This is a genomic window from Butyrivibrio sp. TB, assembly GCF_900110805.1.
Lineage (GTDB): Bacteria > Bacillota > Clostridia > Lachnospirales > Lachnospiraceae > Butyrivibrio > Butyrivibrio fibrisolvens_C.
On sequence record NZ_FOER01000004.1, the window covers coordinates 36,111 to 56,057 of the forward strand.

Sequence of the window (19,947 nt, forward strand, 5' to 3'; positions counted from 1 at the left end):
GGATTATGGCAAAAGAGATTAAGAAGATTGGCGTACTTACCAGCGGTGGTGATGCTCCGGGTATGAATGCTGCCATAAGAGCAGTAGTACGTAAATCAATCGCAAACGGACTTCAGGTAGTTGGAATCAAAAAAGGTTATCAGGGACTTCTTAATGAAGAGTTCATAGATATGGACCGTCATTCTGTTTCAGATATCATCCAGAGAGGTGGTACAGTCCTCGGAACTGCCAGATGTATGGAGTTCAAGACTGAGGAAGGTCAGCAGAAGGCAGTTGAGATCTGCCACCAGTATGGTATCGACGGTGTCATCGTAATAGGCGGTGACGGATCTTACAGAGGTGCTCAGAAGCTTTCACAGCACGGCATCAATACAATCGGTATACCGGGTACTATCGACCTGGATATCTCATGTACAGATTATACTATCGGTTTCGATACAGCTATCAACACAGCTATGCAGGCTATCGATAAGGTTCGTGATACATCATCTTCACATGAGAGATGCTCTATCATCGAGGTTATGGGTCGTCACGCAGGTTATATCGCACTTTGGTGTTCTATCGCTAACGGCGGTGATGATATTCTCATTCCTGAGAAATATGACTTCAACGAGCAGAAGGTTATCGACAACATCATCGACAACCGTAAGAGAGGTAAGACTCACCACATCATCATCAATGCTGAGGGTATCGGACATTCAACATCTATGGCTCGTCGTATCGAGGCAGCTACAGGTATTGAGACAAGAGCTACTATCCTTGGTTACATGCAGCGTGGTGGTTCACCTACATGTAAGGACCGTGTATACGCTTCTATGATGGGTGCATACGCAGCAGATATCATGACTCAGGGTAAGACCAATAGAGTTGTCGGATATCGTGATGGTAAGTTCCAGGATTTCGATATCGAGGAAGCTCTTAACATGGAGAAGTCAATCGACGAGTACATGTATCAGATAGCAAGAATCCTCTAATATTTATGTTTAAAACTTCAGGACACCGGAGCAATCCGGTGTCTTTTGTGAATATGGGGTTATCGGGGGGATTCCTGAGGGCTGGCAGTTTATAAATGATTATTGTGTCAAAAAGGATTTCAACTTCAAGGCATGATATCTGAAATAATATATTCCGTGATCAAAACTCGCTTCGCTCAGACATGTGGATCCCTTGCAGAATATATTATTTCATCTATCAAGCTCTTGAAGTTGGAAATTCTTTTTAAGACACAAAAATCATTTATAAACTGCCAGTCCTCAGGAATCTTCAACGCGTAAGCAGCATAATATGTGTGCGCGGTTTGAGATAATAAGATATTATATTAATGAAATAGTATTTTGAAATAAGCTGTATCCATGAAAACGGATAGTTTAAAAATTTTTAAACGGAGTCATATGATAAGCAGTCCATCTAATGAAAAAGTAAAAAGAATAGTAGCATATAATGCCAAGAATCGTCTTCGGAAAGAGGATAAAGTTTTTATTGTTGAAGGAATAAGGATGCAGGTGGAGATACCGGCGGAGCTTATTCTTGAGACATATGTGTCCGAATCTTTTTTGGATAAGGCATCGGGAAGTGATAAAGAATATTTGATGAGTCTTCCTAATGGATATGAAGTGGTGACGGATCAGGTGTTCAAGAAGATGTCTGATACCAAGGCGCCGCAGGGGATTCTTTCTCTTGTTAAGCAGCTTGAATACGAAGATAATGACCTCTTCGTTTCAGCCAAAAACAGAGATGGATCAAGTACAGGGCAGGCACCTATGATTCTGATTCTTGAAGGCATTCAGGATCCTGGAAACCTTGGCACGATCTTTAGAAGTGCTGAAGGAGCCGGCGTTACCGGTATATATATGAGCAGCGACTGCGCTGATGTATACAACTCTAAAGTTGTAAGATCCACGATGGGAGCTATATTCCGTCAACCTTTCAGGTATACAGACGATCTTCTTGGAACTATAAATATGTTGAAAGATAAAGGCATCGTAAGCTATGCTGCTCATCTTAAGGGCACTAAAAACTACGACGAGCTTGATTATACAAAAGGAACAGCATTTCTTATAGGTAATGAAGGTAATGGCCTTAGTAAAGAAATCGCAGATGCGGCAGATGAGTATCTGCTGATACCTATGCTGGGTCAGGTGGAGTCCATGAATGCGGCAACATCTGCAGCACTACTTGGATTTGAAGCAGCAAGGCAGAGACGAATTGGTTAAATAAGAAAACTGCCCGGTTGTATTACAGAGATGGCAATAGTCATAAGTAAAAACAACCGGGATTAAGTTAATACAAAAGGTATATAAGGAGGCAAGCAATGGTTATAGGTTTTATCGGACTTGGAAATATGGCTAAGGCCATGATTGGTGGCATCTTAAAGAAGGATATCGTATCCTGTGAAGATATAATCGGTTCAGCTGCTACTAAGAAGACCTGCGAGAAAGTAAGCGAGAAATTCGGGATTCAGACAAGAGATTCCAATCGCAAGGTAGCAAAGGAAGCAGATGTTATAATCCTTGCGGTTAAGCCTCAGTACTTCACTCAGGTCATCGCTGAGATAATGGATGATGTTGATGAAGACAAGCTTGTGATATCTATTGCTGCAGGTAAGACTCTTAAATGGATCGAAGGCGCTTTTGAAAAGAGGGTCAAGCTTATCCGTGTTATGCCTAATACACCTGCCCTTGTAGGCGAAGGATGTACAGCGGTTTGTCGTAACGAGCTTGTATCTGATGAAGAGCTTGCATTTGCCATGACTATATTCGAAAGCTTCGGACAGGCAAGTGTTGTCAATGAGAATCTTATGGACGTAGTAGGTGGTGTCAGCGGATCAAGCCCTGCATATGCATTCATGTTCATAGAGGCAATGGCTGATGCAGCCGTAGAAGGCGGAATGCCAAGGAAGCAGGCTTATCAGTTTGCTGCACAGTCCCTTCTTGGAAGTGCCAAGATGGTACTTGAGACCGGCAAGCACCCCGGAGAACTCAAAGATATGGTATGTTCACCCGGTGGTACTACGATAGCAGCAGTTAGAGTCCTTGAAGAGAAGGGATTCAGAGGTGCTGTGATCGATGCTATCAAGGCCTGCATAGATAAGACTAAGCAGTTATAATATGTATAGCTCCCTAGTGTACTGACTTGTTCGGCTGAAAATAAAGAGAATACAAATTAAGCCGGTCTTAATAATTCTAAAAAATGGTAATATAACTACATAAAAACCTTTAACTATATTATTGGAAAATGGCCCACAAAACCCTTTGAAATCAAGACAAATCCAGATTGGAAGCCATTGTGCGGGAACTCTCGATTTGACAAAGCTGTGTCCAAATGTTAAGATGTCTCTTGTGGATTTTTAAAAGAAAATTAACAAAAAATCCATAAGAGGGACAAAGCTTATGAAAAAGAAGAGAGCGAGTGTTCTTCTCACGAGCCTTTTGCTGGCAGCTTTAATGCTCACACCCGATTTGGGAATAACAGCTAAGGCCGGTGGGGTTGGTGTAGCTTCTGTGATTGGTGCATCCGATGAAGATGATCAGGATGAAATTGAAAAAGCGCAGGAATCAGCACAAGCTATTCAGGAGAACGCAGAGAAGACAGATGGTGCAGGTACATCATATGTCGCAGGGTACAGCTCAGATCTGGTCATGGCCAATGTCAGTAAGACACTAAATGTCAGAACCGAACCGAGCGATAGTGCGGAGAAAGCCGGAGTACTTTATAAGGACTGTGGCGGACGCATTCTGGAACAGAAGGACGGATGGACTAAAATAGAATCAGGTGATCTGGTAGGATGGGCAGATGATGATTATCTTCTCTTTGGTGAGGATGCCAAAGAGCTTGCTTCTGAAGTTGGAAGTGAAGTCATAACTGTAACTACCAATGCTCTTTATGTAAGAAGTGAGGCAACTACTTCTTCAGATTCTCTTGGAGTTATAACAAAGGGCGATCAGCTGGATATAATCGAAGATCTTGGAAATGGCTGGATCAGCGTTGAATACGACGATGAAGAAGGCTATGTACAGGCTAAATATGTAACTACGGATTTCAGACTTGATGCCGGAGAGACTCTTGCTGCTATCAAGCTTCGTGAAGAGGAAGCCAAGAAGGCCGAGATGACACGTCAGCGTGAAGCTGTACAGGCAGATGGCGACGAAGTTAAGCTCCTTGCTGCGCTTATTCAGTGCGAGGCAGGCAACCAGCCATATGAAGGCAAGGTAGGCGTCGGAGCAGTTGTTATGAACCGCGTCAAGAGTGCTGCATATCCTAATACAATATATGACGTTATCTACGCTTCAGGCCAGTTCACACCTGCCCTTAACGGCAAAGTGGCTGAGGTCTATAATAGTGGCAAGATAAGCGATAGCTGTATGCAGGCAGCGCAGGCTGCTATCAACGGTGAGACTACCGTAGGCGGAGCTACCCATTTTAAGCGTGTAGGTCACCACGACGGTGGTTACGTAATACAGGATCACGTATTCTGGTAAAACTAAATATTTATCCGGATGCTACATAAGCGACGGATCATGGCTCTCCTGCTAAGATGATGGCAGGGGAGTTTTTATATAACTCTCACTTGTATGCAGGCCAATCCAGGTAGCTTTAGTATATAAGCATTTGACATAGTCTACTATTTGGATTGATTGTATATTTTAGATATCTAATGTGCGAAAAGAGCAAATTAGAATATGCTAAAACTGACTTGTTATATATTTATCATAAGGGCAGTTTAGGGTATACTATAGAAAAACAGAGAGATTCCTGAAGCTGTCTTTTGGGAGAAAGGAGTTTTGCATGGAGATAAATATGGTTGTTGTCTGGCTGGTACTGCTTCTTGTATGTATCATAGTTGAAGCGGCAACAGCATCTCTTGTCAGTATCTGGTTTGCTTTTGGGTGCCTTGTTGCAGCTGTTATGGCTCAGATAGGAGTTCCGATATTTGCTCAGGTAGTTGCTTTTACGATCGTATCAGCTCTTATCATGGCAGTGATAAGACCTATCGCCAAAGAGCATTTTGGTAATAAGACGGTTGAGACCAATGCTGGAAGCCTTGTAGGCAAGCATGCAAGAGTAACATCTGATATAGACAATCAGCAAGGATTAGGCCAGGTCAATGTTGAAGGTATGGACTGGTCTGCAAGATCAACTTTTGACGAAGTTAAGATATCCGCCGGACAAACTGTTATAATAAAAGCTATCGACGGTGTAAAACTTATAGTAGAAAAAGCAAACACAAATTAAGGAGGAGAACTATGACAGGAATAGTAATTGCTATTATTTTAATCATCATCGTAATTCTTTTAGCATCATGCTTTAAGATCGTTCCACAGTCTTATGAATATGTAATTGAGAACCTTGGTACTTACAAATGTACCTGGAAAGCCGGAATTCATTTCCTTGTACCTTTCTTCGAAAGAGTTGCCAAGAGAGTTAACTTAAAAGAGCAGGTGTGTGACTTCCCACCTCAGCCTGTTATCACAAAAGATAACGTTACAATGCAGATCGACTCAGTAGTATTCTTCATGATCACAGATCCTAAGCTTTATACATATCGCGTAGAGAATCCGATCATGGCTATTGAGACTCTCACAGCTACAACACTTCGTAACATCATAGGTGATATGGAACTCGACCAGACACTTACAAGCCGTGAGACTATCAATACTCAGATGAGATCACTTCTTGATATTGCTACAGATCCTTGGGGCATCAAGGTTACAAGAGTAGAGCTTAAGAACATCAACCCTCCTGTTGCAATAAGAGATGCGATGGAGAAGCAGATGAAAGCAGAGCGTGAGAGACGTGAAGCTATCCTCCGTGCAGAAGGTGAGAAGAAGTCAACAGTCCTTGTAGCAGAAGGTAAGAAGGAATCACAGATCCTTGAAGCTGAAGCTAAGAAGCAGGCTACAATCCTTGCAGCTGAAGCTCAGAAGGAGAAAGAGATCCGCGAAGCAGAAGGTCGTGCTCAGGCTATCCGTGCTGTACAGGCTGCTAATGCAGAAGGTATCCGTATGATCAAAGAGGCAGGAGCTGACGAGTCAGTTCTTACTATTAAGTCTTTGGAGGCTTTTGAAAAGGCTGCTAACGGCAATGCTACCAAGATCATCATCCCTTCAGAAATCCAGGGTCTTGCAGGACTTGCAACCTCTTTCAAAGAGATCGTTAAGGATGATTCCAAGAAATGATTAGACTGGAATAAAAAGATCATTCTAAGAAATGATTAGATTGGGATATAAAGATCATTCCGGGAAATAATTATATTAGGATGTGAAGATCATTCCGAGAATTATCATATTGGAATGTAAAGATGATTCCATATAAAGAATAATATTGATATTGTTAAAAGGTTTCAGGCTTTGGCTTGAAACCTTTTTGTTTTATAAAAAATTGCATATATGCAAACATAAAAAGCTTCCGATCTGTCAATGCTATACTCAGCATAAATCAAGCAGGCGGAGGTTTTTGTATGAATGAAAAGGGAATAAAAAAGGGAATAAAAAAGGGAATAAAAAAGGGAATAAAAAAGAATGAAGCACTTCTCTGGCTGGGAAGCTGGACTTCAAAATTTGGAAATATTGTATTCGACTATGCTAATAGTATAAGCATCGTAAGCTTTTTTGCCGGAAAGCCTATAGTAATGGCCTTGTATCAAAGCTCAGAAACGATAATCCAGATCATATTCAATCTTGTGGGCGGAGTTAAGGCTGACAATGGCAACAGGAAGAGGCTTGTCGTTATAACAGATATACTGGCAGCTCTTATATGTTTTGTCCTTAGCTTTTTGATTGATTCCGGAAGGATGGCTATGGCAATAATAGCTGCCAATGCTCTGCTGGCTCTTGTATATGCCTTTAATTCACCAACATATAAATCACTTGTCAGAGAGATGATCTATAAAGATCGTATAGGCTTTTTTAATTCAATAGCTCATGCAGGGAGCGAGATCATAGGTATTACGGGGCCTATACTAAGTGTAGGTCTTGTGGCTGTGATAGGAACAAGGGGAGCTCTTTTGTTTGATGCTATGACATTTTTGGTATCAGCACTTCTTGAATGCTGCCTTGTAAGAGTTGTGGAGACGCCTTCCAAAGTAAGGGGCAGTCAGAATGTGATCACAGATATTATCGAAGGAATAAAGTATCTTTTAAGTGAGAGACAGATCTTCTTTCTGGTCATACTTTCTGCACTTGTTAATTTTTTCCTTGCAGGATACAATCTGTTACTGCCATATACGGATGTGATGTACAAGGGGATCTTTGATAATTTCTATAGTAAAGCTCTTGCTATGGAAGCGGTTGGAGGGATACTTGGATCTTTAGTTATCTCTAAAGTGGCAGACAGGTTCAAAGATAATGTTTATATCATGATACTGTTTTTGTCAGGAACGGGTATTGCTATGCTGGCTGAACCAATAATAGCACTTTTACAGAATATGTATCTGTGCCTTATCCCTTTTGCGATATTTGGTATATCACTAACAGTTTTCAATATTATATTCATGTCACATGTTCAGGTATCAGTTGACGAGAACTTCCTTGGAAGGGTGTTCAGCATCATCTTCACTGTAGCAGTCTTGTTCATGCCTGTAGGATCATTTTCTTTTTCTGCTTTTGTAGATGCTAAGAGTGTGGGAAGCTTTGCAATAGTCGGAGGCGGCATAGTGATCTTATCACTTATGAGCATTTTCATATTGAAGGCTATCGAAAGAAGAAATGGATAATGGCGAAGATATAATAAACTGCACCGTCTAAGTGGGAAGTTCGAGTAATCAAATATAGTCGGTCATATCTTTGCGATAGTTTTGGGCTAGGTTAAGGCAGCCTAGATAATCGTAGATTTTGATTGCTTCTTCCATGATGCTTTTGCCTTTTTCATGGTCTTCCCATTTGTATATGTACATGCCGAGTAGGAAGTGGTAGAGGTTTCGTTCGTATAGTTTTGTTTCATCGGAGATTAGAGCCGGTATGTTGTCTTTATAGTAGGTGGCGACATCTTTGTTGTTTCTATATACACAGGTTTCGAAGATGTTTAATAGCACTATAGTTGCAAGGTTTTTATTGGCGCCTGTTTTTATGACTTTGTTTAAAACTTCTGTGCCCATCTTGTGTAGAAGAGGGATGTCTATGAACATGTAGATGTTGCCAATCAGTATCAGTTCATAGATATTCCATTCATCTGTTACGAAGAGGTAGTCTGCAATCTCACGTTCATATTCTTTTGGAAAAGGAATGCTTCTGTCACATTTACAGATAAAGCTCTGAGCCAGGATCATATTTAAATGGTATTGGTATACAGATGGATTGCTGCTATATTTCTCTTTTTGTTCTTTATATAAACTTCTGAATCCTTCTATATCTCTTTCATACTCAAGCTTAGATAATTTGGACATGAATTCGATTGTTTCTGACTTTTGATGGCCGTTAAGAGCGCTGAAGAATTCACCGGGTTCTGTCTGTATATTTTTAAGGGCCGATATAAATTTTGATATAGACAGATCTGCTTGTCCTCTTTCAAAACGAGACAGTTGTGACATGGACACGTTTTCATCTGAGGCCTGTTTAAGGCTTATGTGATTATTGATTCTAAGTTCGCGAAAGGTTCTTCCTATTTTTAAAAGACTTTTCATAAAATGTCTCCTGCATTTATGCGTTTTCGGTTATAGTAATAGATTTTGAGGCTGCTGTTTTTGTATAGAGGATAGTCTGAGATGTTTATTTACAGCTGATTATTTTTATCACAAAATCTATAATATATTATACACGGCGTGAAATCAGTGTTTTGATAATTGATGACTTCTTTAACTTAAATTACAGAAACGCGCAGTAAATGCATGTTTTAGCAATTTAAGTTAAAGAATATATATTACTCAAGTTAAGAACAGAGGTGTGAACTTTTGCATACTACATAAATAAATATACAATTACGGGGTTGTTAAAAGTATAATTATGCATTATAATCTTTAATATCTTACAAACGATTTGGCTTTTAGAGATGAAAGGAATAGAGGTTATGGCAGAGATTAACTTACATGGCAGGGATTTTTTGAAACTTTTGGATTTTACTCCCGAGGAGATTGAATATTTATTAGATTTGGCAGCGGACTTTAAGGACAAGAAACAAAAAGGTATTCCTCATAATGAATACCCGACCAAGAATGTTGCTCTTATATTTGAGAAGACATCAACTCGTACAAGGTGCTCTTTTGAAGTAGCAGCACATGATCTTGGAATGGGTTCTACTTATCTTGAGCCGACGGGTTCTCAGATAGGCCATAAAGAGAGTATTGCTGATACAGCAAGGGTTCTTGCAAGCATGTATGATGGAATAGAATACAGGGGTTTTGATCAGGAGATAGTGGAGACTCTTGCCAAGTACTCCAAGGTTCCTGTTTGGAACGGACTTACCAATGAATTCCACCCAACTCAGATGCTGGCAGATCTTCTTACTATAAGGGAACACTTCGGGTATCTAAAAGGTATACATCTGTGCTATCTTGGAGATGCCAGATACAATACAGGTAACTCCTTGATGGTCGCTTGTGCCAAGATGGGTATGCATTTTACTGCTGTTTCTAATAAGAAGTATTTTCCCTCAGAAGATCTTATAAATACATGCAAAGATATTGCAAAGGAAACAGGTGCTGTTATCGACTTCTCAGAAGATGTTATGGCCGCTACTAAGGGCGCAGATGTTATCGCAACTGATATCTGGGTATCTATGGGCGAGCCTGAAGAGGTATGGGAAGAGCGTATCAAGGACTTATCTCCTTATGCTGTTAACAGTAAGGTTATGGCCAATGCAGGTGATAAGGCGGTATTTATGCACTGTCTTCCTTCATATCATGATCTTAATACCAAGATGGGTCAGAAGATCAAGGACAAATACGGACTTGATGAGATGGAAGTTACAGATGAAGTGTTTGAATCAAAGCAGTCACTGGTATTCCAGGAAGCCGAGAACAGAATGCACACTATCAAGGCGGTTATGTACGCGACGATCTGATATTTAGTAGGTGATCTATTATTAGAATTATAAAAAATCCCCTATAAGCGAAGTTGCTTATAGGGGATTTTTGCGTATAATTTTAATGGGATATAGAAGTACATCCTTGTACTTCTAAGAATATCCTAGTTACATCCTGTAACAGGGATATAGAAGTACATCCATGTACTTCAGTTAAAAGAGGTTTTTAACATGCTTGAGATGACAGAAGATAGGATTAGATCTATGCTTACTACAAAGTGGGCTGGACAGAATCTTTATGTAAAGAAGGAAACCGGTTCGACCAATGATGATGCCAAAGAGGCCGGGCAGAAGGGTGAAGACCATGGAACGCTTATAGTTGCTGATATGCAGACTAAGGGACGTGGGAGGAATGGCAGGTACTGGCATACTCCTAAGGAGAAGAATATAGCAATGAGTCTTCTTCTTCATCCTGATTTTTCGCCTGCCAAGGCACCTGAACTTACTATAGTTATGGGGCTTGCTCTTGCTCAGGGGATAGAAGAGGTATGTGGGCATAAGGTAGGTATCAAGTGGCCCAATGATATAGTTCTTGATAAGCACAAGCTCTGCGGGATCCTGACTGAGATGTATCTTCATGATGGCAGATGCGATGTGGTTATAGGTGTGGGCATCAATGTCAATCAGGAGACTTTTGCACCGGATATAGCGGACATGGCCGGATCTCTTTTCACACAGACTGGTATAGAGTATGATAGGAATGAAGTTATCGCTAAGGTAATGAACGCTTTTGAGAAAGATTATGAACTCTTTTTGGAAAATGAGAATCTTAAGTCCCTTAAGGATAGCTATGAAGCACATCTTCTTAACAAGGGAGAAACTGTCAGAGTCCTTGATCCAAAGGGTGAGTATCAGGGTACTGCTCTTGGTATAACTGATACGGGTGAACTGATTGTAGCAAGAGAAGATGGAAATAAGGCTATTATAAATGCAGGCGAAGTCTCAGTCAGAGGCTTGTACGGATATGTATGATTATAATGTCAGTCCTTTTTGGCATAGGCTTTAAGGGTATAACGCAGCTCAGGTGCTAACATTGAGTATAAATAAAAAATGTATAGGAGACCATTATGAACAAAAAACTGGTTCTTGTAGTAGATATTGGAAATACAAATTTTACATTCGGAGCTTTTGAAGGCAAAGAGCAGAAGGCAACCTTCCGCATGATGTCTCAGAATGCGTGCACTTCTGATGAGTATGGAATACAGCTTATCGCAATGCTAAGTGCTAATGGCATTAACAAAGAGGACATTGAAGGTATAATTGTTGCAAGTGTTGTACCTCAGGTGATGCATGCATTCATATCAGCACTTATCAAGTATATAGGAATAAGGCCTTATATAGTAGGCCCTGGAATCAAGACAGGCATCAAGATCACAACAGAGAATCCCAAGGAGATCGGTCCTGACCTTATAGTTGATGCTGTTGCGGGATTCGAGCTTTATGGCGGACCTGTCATGGTCATAGACTTTGGAACAGCTACTACATATGAGATCATCAATGAAAAGGGTGAGTTCTTCACAGGTGTCATCTCTCCCGGTATCAGGATCTCTGCCAAGGCTCTTTGGCAGGATACAGCCAAACTTCCTGAGATCGAGATCAGGAAACCTGCATCAATACTTGCTAAGGAGACTATCTCCAGTATGCAGGCAGGACTTATGTATGGACAAATCGGTCAGACCAAGTATATAATAAGCCGCATGAAAGAAGAGTCAGGTCTGTCTGATATGAAAGTTGTAGCAACAGGCGGACTTGGAAGAGTACTTGTGGATGATATACCGGAGATAGATGTATACAATCCCGCGCTTACTCTTGAAGGACTCAGGATATTATATGAAAAGAACAGAAAAGTAAAACCTACAGAAAGCGATTATGAGGATAATGCAAATTAAAAAAGATAATCGATTTGATGTGGTAAGTGGCATTATTTTTACTTTGGCCACAAGGTTTTGATATGTTCATAGGGCTTTTGATAAGTTCTATACAAAGAGGAATGTTATGAGTAATAAAGATTTTGAACAAAATGATGATAATGTAAATGTAAATTCTGAAGGAATGTCTCCAGATCAGGTGGATGAAGAGATTCATTCTGAAACTCTTGAGGGCAAGAAGAGAAAGCCTCAGCACCTTATTATCAATAAGGAGAGCGGTAAGGTAATAAATGCTGAAACAGGTGAAGAGGTTCAGTCTATTGATATCGTGACCGAGGACGGAATGCTTGGCTCCGTATCATCAACCGGTAGGATCGTCCTGTGCGGTGCTAATGCTTATGAGGAAAAATATTACTTCAATCCTCTTTTTAGAAAGGTCCCTGAAAGTATTCAGAAGGAACTACGCATTATCTGCGTACTTTATACTCAGAATGCAGGCGGTGTCTTCACTATAGAGTTTGAAGAAGACGGAACTATCACCATGGAGACCAATGCTGATGAAGAGGATATTACATATGACGAAGTCAGCGCCGGTCTTCTTATAGGAGAGATCAGAAGACAGCGTCAGGATCTTTTCAGGGCACTTGAGACTTATTACAAGGTTATAGTGCTCCATCATGATGTATCAGAGCTTTTAAGCGAAGATGAAACGGATGATGAGGACTAAAGGATTTAATCTTCGATTAACTCCACAAATGCTTTGCTCGCGACATGAGGTTAAGAATGCAGTATTATCACAAGTTACAGATTGGTAATGTAACTATTCCTAATAATATAATCTTAGGCCCTATGGCAGGTGTATCAGACCTGCCATTTCGTTTGCTGTGCCATGAGCAGGGTGCAGGGCTTGTATGCATGGAGATGGTATCCGGCAAGGCTATCACCTATAAGAACAAAAAGACCGGAGATCTTATGGAGATCCATGAAGGCGAGCATCCTGTATCACTCCAACTCTTCGGATCAGAGCCTGATACTATGGCCAGGGCTGTTACTATGATAAAGGATCGTCCTTATGACATACTTGATATCAATATGGGATGTCCTGTTCCCAAGGTTGTATCTAACGGTGAAGGCTCAGCACTTATGAAAAGTCCATCTTTAATAGAAGAACTGGTAAGAAGTGTAAAAAGCGCCACAGACAGGCCGGTAACTGTTAAGATTCGAAAAGGATTTACCGATAAAAGTGTCAACGCTGTAGAGTGCGCTCTTGCAGCCCAGCAAGGCGGAGCAGATGCAGTAGCTGTTCATGGAAGGACCAGGGAGCAGTACTATAGCGGCAAGGCAGACTGGACTATTATAGCTAAAGTTAAAGAAGCTCTGAGTATACCTGTAATAGGTAACGGAGACATTGTAGATGCAGAATCTGCCAAGCGTATGATAGATGAGACAGGGTGCGATGGCATTATGGTAGCAAGAGCTGCTCAAGGTAATCCCTGGATATTCAGAGAGATAAGCGCAGGACTTAAGGGTGACCCTATCCCGGACAGACCTTCCAAGCATGAAGTATATGACATGATCATGCGTCATGCTGATCTTCAGCTTCAGTACAAGGGCGAGTATATCGGCATAAGAGAGATGAGAAAGCATGTCTCATGGTATACGACAGGATATCCCAATTCCGCCAAGCTAAGAGATGCAGTCAATGCCATGGAAGATATGGATAGTTTAAGGAAGGCTTGCAGGGACGTCTTTTTGGCAGAATAAGTTTAAAAATGCAGGGAATATAGTTTAGGACTTATTCAATCCCAGACTGATCGCGGGATGGTGTTTTATCGGCAAAAAGAAAAATCCTATTGCGTTTTGAAATATATTAATGTAGAATATACGAGTTATATTCTACTTATACGATATTTGACAAAAGTAATGTTTTAAATAAAGATTTTTAGGAGGCGCAAGCAGACCATGGATGAGAAGAAGATTTTAACTTACGAAGGCCTGAAGAAGTACGAGGACGAGCTCGAAAACCTTAAGGTTGTAAAAAGAAAAGAAGTTGCAGAGAAGATCAAAGAAGCTCGTGAGCAGGGCGACCTTTCTGAGAATGCTGAATATGATGCAGCTAAAGATGAGCAGCGTGATATCGAAGCAAGAATCGAAGAGCTTGAGAAGATCCTTAAGAATGCAGAAGTTGTAGTAGAAGAAGAGGTTGATCTTGATAAGATCTCCATCGGCTGCAAAGTTAAGGTTAAGGACATGGAGCTTGACGAGGAAGTTGTTTATAAGATCGTAGGATCATCAGAGGCAGATTCCCTTAAGGGCAAGATCTCTAATGAGTCTCCTGTAGGTAAGGCTCTTATCGGAGCTAAGAAGAACCAGACTGTTAAGGTTGAGACTCAGGTTGGCGTTCTTAAGTTCAAAGTACTTGAGATCGAGCGCCCTCAGATCGCATAAGGATTAACTTGTATTAGGTCGTGTGCATCGGCCTGTAATTGTGTGTGATTCTTGAACTTTTTTCAGAAACGCGTATTTGTGCACGTTTCGTGAGAATATGACTCGAAGTAAAAGTCCTGTGTTATGCACAGGACTTTTGTTGCGTAAATGAGCCTGCATGAATTTAATGCAGGCTGATATAAAAAAGATTCTGTAAGTGAGGTAAGAAATGGCAGATAACAATCAGCAGAACAAGGGCGCTGCTCCCGCAGAAGAGCAGGATGTAGGAAGACTTCGTCAGGTAAGACGAGATAAGCTTAAGGAGTTACAGGATGCCGGCAAGGATCCTTTCCAGATAGTAAAATATGATCAGACACATCACACACAGGAAATTCGTGATAACGCCAAGAAGCTTGAGACAGTTCTTGAAGTAGGAGAAGATGGCAAGACTATAACTCCAAGCAGAGAAGATATCCCTGCAGAGAAGATCGTATCCATCGCAGGTCGTATGATGTCCAAGCGTGTAATGGGTAAGGCATCTTTCTGCAATATTCAGGACAGAGACGGACGTATGCAGGTATATGTATCACGTAACGATCTTGGTGATGAAGCATATGCTGAGTTTAAGCGTATGGATATCGGTGATATCGTAGGAATCAAGGGCTTTGTATTTAAGACCAAGACAGGTGAGCTTTCAGTTCACGCTTTTGAGCTTACACTTCTTTCAAAGTCTCTTATGCCGCTTCCTGAGAAGTTCCACGGCCTTACAGATACAGAGACAAGATATAGACAGAGATATGTTGACCTTATAATGAATGAAGACGTTAAGGAGACATTCAAGAAAAGGTCTGCTATCCTTCGTGAGATCCGTAACTTCTTATCTGGACGTGATTTCATGGAAGTTGAGACACCTATGCTCGTTGAAAACGCTGGTGGTGCCGCAGCAAGACCTTTCATCACACATTACAACGCACTTGGCGAAGATAGAAAGCTCCGTATCTCTCTTGAGCTTTACCTTAAGAGACTTATCGTAGGCGGAATGGAGAGAGTATACGAGATCGGACGTGTATTCCGTAACGAGGGAACAGATCCTCGTCACAATCCTGAGTTCACACTCATGGAGCTCTATCAGGCATATACAGATTATGAAGGAATGATGGAACTTACAGAGTCCATGTTCAAATATCTTGCCCAGACTGTATGTGGTACTACTCAGATCACATACGGCGATAAGGTCATCGACCTTGGTAAGCCTTTCAAGAGACTTACAATGTCAGATGCAGTTAAAGAATATGCAGGCGTTGATTTCGAAACTATCGAGTCTGCAGAAGCTGCAGTAGCACTTGCTAAGGAGAAGGGTCTCGAGATCGAAGCAGGCCACGATACAAAGGGTGATATCCTTAACCTCTTCTTCGAAGAGTTCTGTGAAGACAAGATGATCCAGCCTACATTCATCATGGATCACCCTGTTGAGATCTCACCTCTTACAAAGAGAAAGCCTTCTGATCCTTCAAAGGTAGAGCGTTTCGAGCTTTACATCAACGGATGGGAGATGTGTAACGCATACTCAGAGCTTAACGATCCTATCGATCAGAGAGAGCGTTTCAAGGCACAGGATGCTCTTGCAGCAGCCGGTGATGAAGAAGCTAACCACACAGATGAAGACTTCCTCAATGCTATGGAGATCGGTATGCCTCCTACAGGTGGTATCGGATACGGTATTGACAGACTTTGCATGCTCCTTACCAATGCTCCAAGCATCCGTGACGTACTTCTGTGGCCTGCACTTAAGTCACTTGATCCAAATGCAAGAAAGTCAGCAGAAGCAGAAGAAGAGTCTACGGGATTCTTCACACCTAACAACAAGATTGACTTCTCTAATGTTAAGATTGAGCCTTTATTCGAAGAGAATGTTGACTTCGAGACTTTCTCAAAGTCAGACTTTAGAGCAGTTAAGGTTAAGAACTGCGTAGCAGTACCTAAGTCCAAGAAGCTCCTGCAGTTCACACTTGATGATGGAACAGGAACAGACAGAACTATCCTTTCAGGAATCCATGCATACTATGAGCCTGAAGAACTCATTGGTAAGACACTCGTAGCTATTACAAATCTTCCACCAAGAGCTATGATGGGCATCGAATCATGCGGTATGCTCCTTTCTGCAGTTAATAACAAGAAGGATTCCGAAGAGGAAGAGCTTCACCTTCTCATGGTTGATAACCACATTCCTGCAGGTGCTAAGTTATATTGATAATAGATTTTTGATATAAAAGATAAAAATGACGCCGATACCCTTTTAATAGGGATACGGCGTCATTTTTTTATATACTCATACTCCCGTCATTACAGGATGTAAAAAGGGAATGCACAGAAGTACACGGATGTACTTCTATTCCCGTCATTACAGGACGTAAAAGGGAATGTCCAGAAGTACATGGATGTACTTCTATTCCCGGCTTGATAAGTAAAAGTGCGCATACGTATTAATACATATGAGATTGGCGTCAATTGCAACTTAAACATCCCTGATCGCAACTTAGTACCAAAAGCATTGTAGTAAGGCTTCTTCTAAGATAATCTATGCATATCAGATGACAACAACGCAGAAATACAGTAAAACCTAAATCTTGAAACCGTATTTCTGAAAGATATCTCACAATAAACTCATAAAAGGAGCATACACATGAAGACACTTACACTTACCCAAAACAAGAACAGATTCATCCAGGGACTTGACTTCCTTAGCTACGGACTTGAGATCTTTGCATTTATAGGAGTTGAACTTATACTGGTCTATGGTATTGAATTTAATCTATATGGCTATGATACAGTCAAAAGTTATACTACTCTTCAGAACATCATTCACTGGTTTATAATATGTGCTGTTTGGATTTTCGGAATCTGGTACGTTGTCAGAGAAGCTGCTAAAAAGTCAGATGTTGACCTTTATAAGAATTTCAAGGAAAACAGTCTTGTAAAGGGCGCAAAAGAAATGTCTGTTGTTCAGTGGGGACTTCTTATCACAGGTACAGTTTTGTGTCTTATCTCTACATGGATCGACTGGAACGGCAGTAAGTTTCTTGCAGAGCTTAAGAGCAAAGGATTTCTTTTACCGATCCAGTATTTATATTATTTTGTAGAAGTTGCTATGGTGCTTCTCATAATCGTATTCGGACAGTACGCATTTGAAAAATGGTTCAAAAATGATAAGATTCCATATGGAGGAATTCTGGTAGCACTTACCTGGGGACTTGGCCACTGGATGACAAAAGGGTCTCTTGGAGTGGGAATCTACACAGCAGTCGGTGGTTTCGTATTTGGAGGCGCATATCTTCTTACAAATAGAAATATCAAGCTGACTTACCTGTTCCTTTGCATTATGTTCATTCTGTAAGGTAATGTAATAAGGGTTATACGCAGAAACAAGGGATTGTTAGATAGGCCTTGTACATCGAAATGCTATTATTTTTGATATGTATCGGGCCTTGTAGGTTAACCTCATGTATGCCTTATAGCTAAAATATGGGGTTGATGATGAAACTTATAAAAACAAAAGAAGAATATTTAGACGAGAACTACCTTGAACTACACTACGACGAAATCGACTCTGAGACTGTCGGAGTACTGGAAAGATTAAGATCTGCACTTAAATACATTGAAGGAACACTTGATGATAAAAAACTGACAGTGCCTCTTGCAGACATGTTCTATTTTGAGACTGTAGACAGGAAGACCTTTGGATATACTAAGGATTCCTGTATCGAAGTCAAGGAAACCCTTCAGGGAATAATAGATGAATATACAGACACAGGATTCGTCAGGATCAGTAAGTCATCAATAGTAAATCTCTATAAGATCAAAAGACTTCAGGGTGACCTTAATATGAGAACCCTCATATATCTTAAAAATGATGAGTGTCTTGTAATGAACAGAGGTTATAGGGCAGAATTCTACAAGGCTTTGAACAAGCTCCAAGGTAAGAAGGGGTGAAGACTATGAAGATAATAGACAGGCACAATTTTATATCTGTAGTATGCGTTTGCTTCACACTGGTGGTATGCGGCAAGCTTATTTTAGAAAAAATGACCGGATTTACTGATGAGTTTTATATAGAAAATATTTTCATCTGCCTTGGAATATGCGTACTTGCTACATTTATTCTATCAATGCATTATTATCTCCAGAAATTCCCTTTTATACCTGTAGTAATAGGTCAGTACGTCCTTTTGATAGGAGTGATATTTGCATCTATCTGGATTTCTTCAAGATTTATTGACATGTCGCCGTCTGCTTATAAAGACATGTTTGTCTCAGTTACTATCCCGTATGTGATAGGAGCAGCAGCGTATTACATCAGTTATTTTTGGCAGATCAAAAAAGCTAATGATATATTGATAACAATTAATTATAATAATATACAAGACAAATGAATATAAACAAAAGTAAGTATTGTATTTGCCTTTGGGTTGACTGACCAATGTAGAAAGGAAATGCTAAATGGAAATCAGCAGAGATAAAGTTATTATAAGGACCAGTATCATAGGCATCATAGCAAATGTATTCCTGGCAGCCTTCAAGGCGTTTGTAGGTGTAGTATCTAATTCAATAGCAGTAACACTGGATGCTGTTAACAATCTATCAGATGCTCTGTCTTCGATCATTACTATTGTCGGAACTAAGCTTGCCGGCAAACTCCCTAATAAGAAGCATCCTTTTGGATATGGAAGAATAGAGTACTTGAGCGCAATGATCGTTTCAGGTATCGTTCTATATGCAGGTATTACTTCTCTTGTAGAATCTGTCAAAAAGATCATTTCTCCTGAGAAGGCTGATTACAGCATGGTATCACTTGTGATAATCGTATCAGCTATAATCGTTAAGCTTATTCTGGGAAGATATGTCAAGGCTCAGGGTGAGAAGGTTAATTCAGGATCGCTCATAGCATCCGGTAAGGATGCTTCTTTTGATGCTATCTTATCAACTTCTGTACTTGCAAGTGCTGTAATATATCTTTTTACAGGCCTGTCTTTGGAAGCATATGTCGGAGCTTTGATCTCAGTTATCATCATCAAGTCAGGTATTGAGATGATGAAAGATACACTGGATGAGATTCTCGGAGTCAGAGCTGATAAAGAGATGACACAGAAGATCAAAAGCATCATCAAAAAAGAGCCTGAAGTAAGAGGAGCTTACGACCTCATAATATACAACTACGGCCCTGATAATAATCAGGCTACAGTCCATATCGAAGTTCCGGATACTATGACAGTTGATAAGCTGGACGAACTTACAAGACGTCTGGAAAAAAAGGTTATGAAGGAGACAGGAGTATATCTTGTCGGCGTAGGAGTATACTCTTACAATACAGGAGATAACGAGGCAGCCAAACTGCGCAATGCTATCTCTGAGAAGGTCCTTGCTTATGACTTTACTGTTCAGATGCATGGATTTTATGTAGATTTTGAGACCAAAGAGGTTCGATTCGATGTAGTTCTAAGCTTTGCCATCGAACCTGAGAAGGCACTGGAGATCATTAATAGAGATCTCAAGGAAGCCTTCCCTGAATGTTCTTTCCAGATTGCGGCAGATATTGATGTATCTGACTGATGACAAGCGATCTTGCTGTTCTATTGAAGGC

The 19,947-nt window shown here is 40.6% G+C and carries 19 protein-coding genes; 18 read left to right on the forward strand and 1 reads right to left on the reverse strand.

Going from position 1 to position 19,947, the window contains the following annotated elements:
* Positions 1 to 5 precede the first annotated feature (5 nt).
* The 7 genes from pfkA (at position 6) to BMX21_RS03645 (ending at position 7,711) form a co-directional block, all read left to right on the forward strand.
* Complete coding sequence (pfkA, locus tag BMX21_RS03615) at positions 6 to 974, forward strand: 6-phosphofructokinase (protein WP_022753847.1); 969 nt, start codon at positions 6 to 8, stop codon at positions 972 to 974.
* A gap of 417 nt (positions 975 to 1,391) precedes the next feature.
* Positions 1,392 to 2,213 (forward strand): TrmH family RNA methyltransferase, encoded by an 822-nt coding sequence (locus BMX21_RS03620; RefSeq protein ID WP_092041457.1) that lies wholly within the window; start codon positions 1,392 to 1,394, stop codon positions 2,211 to 2,213.
* Between the two features lie 98 nt (positions 2,214 to 2,311).
* Entirely contained in the window at positions 2,312 to 3,106 is a 795-nt protein-coding gene (gene proC / locus BMX21_RS03625; RefSeq protein ID WP_022753845.1) for a pyrroline-5-carboxylate reductase, read from the forward strand.
* Positions 3,107 to 3,389: 283 nt separating this feature from the next.
* Entirely contained in the window at positions 3,390 to 4,478 is a 1,089-nt protein-coding gene (locus BMX21_RS03630) for an SH3 domain-containing protein (RefSeq protein WP_092041460.1), read from the forward strand.
* A 307-nt stretch (positions 4,479 to 4,785) separates the two neighbouring features.
* On the forward strand, positions 4,786 to 5,232 hold the full coding sequence (locus BMX21_RS03635; protein WP_092041463.1) for an NfeD family protein: 447 nt from the start codon (positions 4,786 to 4,788) through the stop codon (positions 5,230 to 5,232).
* 11 nt (positions 5,233 to 5,243) lie between these two features.
* The gene (locus BMX21_RS03640; protein ID WP_022753842.1) at positions 5,244 to 6,176 is read left to right on the forward strand and encodes an SPFH domain-containing protein; all 933 of its coding nucleotides are present in this window, start codon (positions 5,244 to 5,246) and stop codon (positions 6,174 to 6,176) included.
* Positions 6,177 to 6,457: 281 nt separating this feature from the next.
* Positions 6,458 to 7,711, forward strand: a complete 1,254-nt coding sequence (locus BMX21_RS03645) for an MFS transporter (protein ID WP_092041466.1) — start codon at positions 6,458 to 6,460, stop codon at positions 7,709 to 7,711.
* 48 nt (positions 7,712 to 7,759) lie between these two features.
* Here the strand turns inward: BMX21_RS03645 and BMX21_RS03650 are convergent, their stop codons facing one another.
* Entirely contained in the window at positions 7,760 to 8,617 is an 858-nt protein-coding gene (locus BMX21_RS03650) for an Rgg/GadR/MutR family transcriptional regulator (protein ID WP_092041470.1), read from the reverse strand.
* A gap of 392 nt (positions 8,618 to 9,009) precedes the next feature.
* Between BMX21_RS03650 and argF the strand changes: the two genes are divergently transcribed.
* The 11 genes from argF to BMX21_RS03705 all read left to right on the forward strand — a co-directional run bounded on the left by argF (position 9,010) and on the right by BMX21_RS03705 (position 19,916).
* The gene (gene argF / locus BMX21_RS03655) at positions 9,010 to 9,993 is read left to right on the forward strand and encodes an ornithine carbamoyltransferase (protein ID WP_027204351.1); all 984 of its coding nucleotides are present in this window, start codon (positions 9,010 to 9,012) and stop codon (positions 9,991 to 9,993) included.
* 192 nt (positions 9,994 to 10,185) lie between these two features.
* A complete protein-coding gene (locus BMX21_RS03660; RefSeq protein WP_022757805.1) occupies positions 10,186 to 10,986 on the forward strand; it encodes a biotin--[acetyl-CoA-carboxylase] ligase in 801 nt (266 codons plus the stop codon).
* A gap of 107 nt (positions 10,987 to 11,093) precedes the next feature.
* The gene (locus BMX21_RS03665; RefSeq protein ID WP_027204350.1) at positions 11,094 to 11,903 is read left to right on the forward strand and encodes a type III pantothenate kinase; all 810 of its coding nucleotides are present in this window, start codon (positions 11,094 to 11,096) and stop codon (positions 11,901 to 11,903) included.
* A 106-nt stretch (positions 11,904 to 12,009) separates the two neighbouring features.
* Positions 12,010 to 12,609 (forward strand): DUF6145 family protein, encoded by a 600-nt coding sequence (locus BMX21_RS19640; protein ID WP_242829844.1) that lies wholly within the window; start codon positions 12,010 to 12,012, stop codon positions 12,607 to 12,609.
* A gap of 56 nt (positions 12,610 to 12,665) precedes the next feature.
* A complete protein-coding gene (gene dusB, locus BMX21_RS03675) occupies positions 12,666 to 13,646 on the forward strand; it encodes a tRNA dihydrouridine synthase DusB (RefSeq protein ID WP_092041473.1) in 981 nt (326 codons plus the stop codon).
* A gap of 198 nt (positions 13,647 to 13,844) precedes the next feature.
* The gene (gene greA, locus BMX21_RS03680; protein WP_022753833.1) at positions 13,845 to 14,330 is read left to right on the forward strand and encodes a transcription elongation factor GreA; all 486 of its coding nucleotides are present in this window, start codon (positions 13,845 to 13,847) and stop codon (positions 14,328 to 14,330) included.
* A 208-nt stretch (positions 14,331 to 14,538) separates the two neighbouring features.
* Entirely contained in the window at positions 14,539 to 16,560 is a 2,022-nt protein-coding gene (gene lysS / locus BMX21_RS03685; protein WP_092041476.1) for a lysine--tRNA ligase, read from the forward strand.
* A 432-nt stretch (positions 16,561 to 16,992) separates the two neighbouring features.
* A complete protein-coding gene (locus BMX21_RS19525; RefSeq protein ID WP_207647636.1) occupies positions 16,993 to 17,703 on the forward strand; it encodes a hypothetical protein in 711 nt (236 codons plus the stop codon).
* A gap of 140 nt (positions 17,704 to 17,843) precedes the next feature.
* Complete coding sequence (locus tag BMX21_RS03695) at positions 17,844 to 18,299, forward strand: LytTR family DNA-binding domain-containing protein (protein WP_177173905.1); 456 nt, start codon at positions 17,844 to 17,846, stop codon at positions 18,297 to 18,299.
* A 5-nt stretch (positions 18,300 to 18,304) separates the two neighbouring features.
* Positions 18,305 to 18,739: a DUF6608 family protein gene (locus BMX21_RS03700; protein WP_092041482.1), complete on the forward strand. Its 435-nt coding sequence runs from the start codon at positions 18,305 to 18,307 to the stop codon at positions 18,737 to 18,739.
* A gap of 67 nt (positions 18,740 to 18,806) precedes the next feature.
* Positions 18,807 to 19,916, forward strand: a complete 1,110-nt coding sequence (locus tag BMX21_RS03705) for a cation diffusion facilitator family transporter (protein ID WP_092041484.1) — start codon at positions 18,807 to 18,809, stop codon at positions 19,914 to 19,916.
* The last annotated feature ends 31 nt before the right edge of the window (positions 19,917 to 19,947 follow it).